This window comes from Synechococcus sp. R6-5 (genome assembly GCF_047461775.1).
Taxonomy (GTDB): Bacteria; Cyanobacteriota; Cyanobacteriia; order Thermostichales; family Thermostichaceae; genus Thermostichus.
Map to the genome: position 1 here is coordinate 1 of NZ_JANSHV010000358.1, position 1,844 is coordinate 1,844.

Annotated in this window: 3 protein-coding genes; 1 reads left to right on the forward strand and 2 read right to left on the reverse strand. The window is 60.6% G+C overall.

Features of this window, described 5'->3' with window-relative positions; genetic code table 11:
• Positions 1–123: 123 nt before the first annotated feature.
• Complete coding sequence (locus tag NW818_RS13710; RefSeq protein ID WP_414343432.1) at positions 124–927, reverse strand: PIN domain-containing protein; 804 nt, start codon at positions 925–927, stop codon at positions 124–126.
• 26 nt (positions 928–953) lie between these two features.
• On the reverse strand, positions 954–1,616 hold the full coding sequence (gene purN / locus NW818_RS13715; protein WP_414413075.1) for a phosphoribosylglycinamide formyltransferase: 663 nt from the start codon (positions 1,614–1,616) through the stop codon (positions 954–956).
• Between the two features lie 97 nt (positions 1,617–1,713).
• Here purN and NW818_RS13720 point away from each other — a divergent pair, with 97 nt between their 5' ends.
• Positions 1,714–1,842, forward strand: a complete 129-nt coding sequence (locus NW818_RS13720; protein ID WP_414356470.1) for a hypothetical protein — start codon at positions 1,714–1,716, stop codon at positions 1,840–1,842.
• The last annotated feature ends 2 nt before the right edge of the window (positions 1,843–1,844 follow it).

Genomic DNA, 1,844 nt, shown 5'->3' on the forward strand with positions numbered 1-1,844 from the left:
GTCCCGCTGGCGCGATCAGCAGCCCAGGAGTCTCACCCTAACCTGAAATAACTGAAACGACTATAAAGTGACTGCGGCCGGCTGAAGACCGGAAAGGGTCTTAAGTTGGTTCGGAATAACTGGCTATAGATCCCGAATCCAAGGGATCCGAGAGAGAGGTAGCCGCTGCCAGATCCCTTCACTTCCTTCTGGATCGAGCAGGCGCCAGGCCAGCAACCCGGTTGCCGAGAGGAAAACCAGGGCCAGCAACAACGCAAGGGCATTCTGTAGGCTTTTCAAAAAGGGCCAGAGGCGGGCTGTACTCGGCCCCACCTGAGCAGCTCCAGACCGCTGCCGCGCCTGGGCGGGGGGGTTCCCGGAAGCTGGAGAGGAACTCAAGGGACGGGCAGGTGGAGCGAGGGTAGAGGACGTCAACTGGGCGGCAGGAATGGGTGGCCCTGGTAACCGATTCAAAGCCATAACCACAGCCTGAGGGCGCTGCTGCTGACGCATCCACCGGTTCAGCTCTGCCAGAGAGATGGCACAGAGGTTGTTGAGACCCAGACCCTGAATTCGCCCCACCAAAGGCCGGTCGTTGCTGACCAAAACCACCAGCGTTCCCGGCTGCTGCTGGGCCAGGGCATAGGCGCATTCGGCAATCGCTTCTTCCAAACGTACCCTCATGGACTGATCGCCGGCACCGGCGCCACCCACCAAGGCACGGGCTTCTGAGACGGCAAACCCCAGGCTGGGCCAGTGGCGCAAAAACTCGCGGGCTGTCGATTCTTCCTGGGGATCAATAGCCTGCCGGGTCAGGCGTTCCAACTCGGCCATCACTGCCTGCGGCAGCACACACACCCCAAATCGAGCCCACTCCTGCCATAGAGCCAGACGACCGGCCAGGATCACCGGGCTATCGAAGACGAGGAGAGGCGGGATCTCGGCCATGGGATGCGCCAGCGTTGGACTTAACCTCAATTGTGCAGCTTCCCCGAAGACTTGGGTAGCAGGGATCCCTCTGCCAGGCAGAGGCGGATGGCCAGCGGGTAGAGGCGGTGCTCCTGGGCCTGGATGCGCCGGTAAAGGGATTCCACGGTATCTTCGGGCAGAACCGGCACGGCTGCTTGGGCCACGATGGGGCCACTGTCCATTTCCAGGGTGACCCGATGAACGGTGCAGCCGGCGATTTTCACACCGCACTTCAGGGCTTGTTCAACGGCACGCAGGCCCTTGAAACTGGGCAGCAGGCTGGGATGCAGGTTCAAGACGCGATCCGGGTAGGCAGACAACAACACCTGGGTAACCAGGCGCATCCACCCGGCCATGATCACCCATTCCACGTGATGCTGCCAGAGCACCTGGACAATGGCGGCGTCCAGATCTTCGCGACGGGGGTAGTCTCGGTGGTCGAGCAAGACGCAAGGGATCCCTCGCTTTTGGGCCCGCTGCCGCACATAAGCTTTGGGATTGTTGGTGATGACCACAGCAATCTGGGCCTGTAGTTCCCCAGCCTCAATGGCTTGGGCAATAGCTTCGAAATTGCTGCCATTGCCGGAAGCCAAAATGCCGAGGATCCCCGGTTGAGAGGGCACTGGGATCCCGTCGGGATCCGGCCAGAGTAAGCTGGGCGAGTTCATGAGCGCTTGGTGGGAAAGTCTGCAGCCCCGCTATTTTAAACCCAGACAGCCTCCCCTCTGGTTCTGGCCAGGTTGATCCAGAGAGGGATCCAAAAACTTGACCGTCGCCGGCTTTGACAGGCGCACCCGCGCCATCGAGCGCTGCACGGATCAAGCCCAAGAGGAGCTGCGGGAGATGCCTCAAGAAATGCGGAAAATGCAGCAGGAGCATGACTCTAGTCAATAATA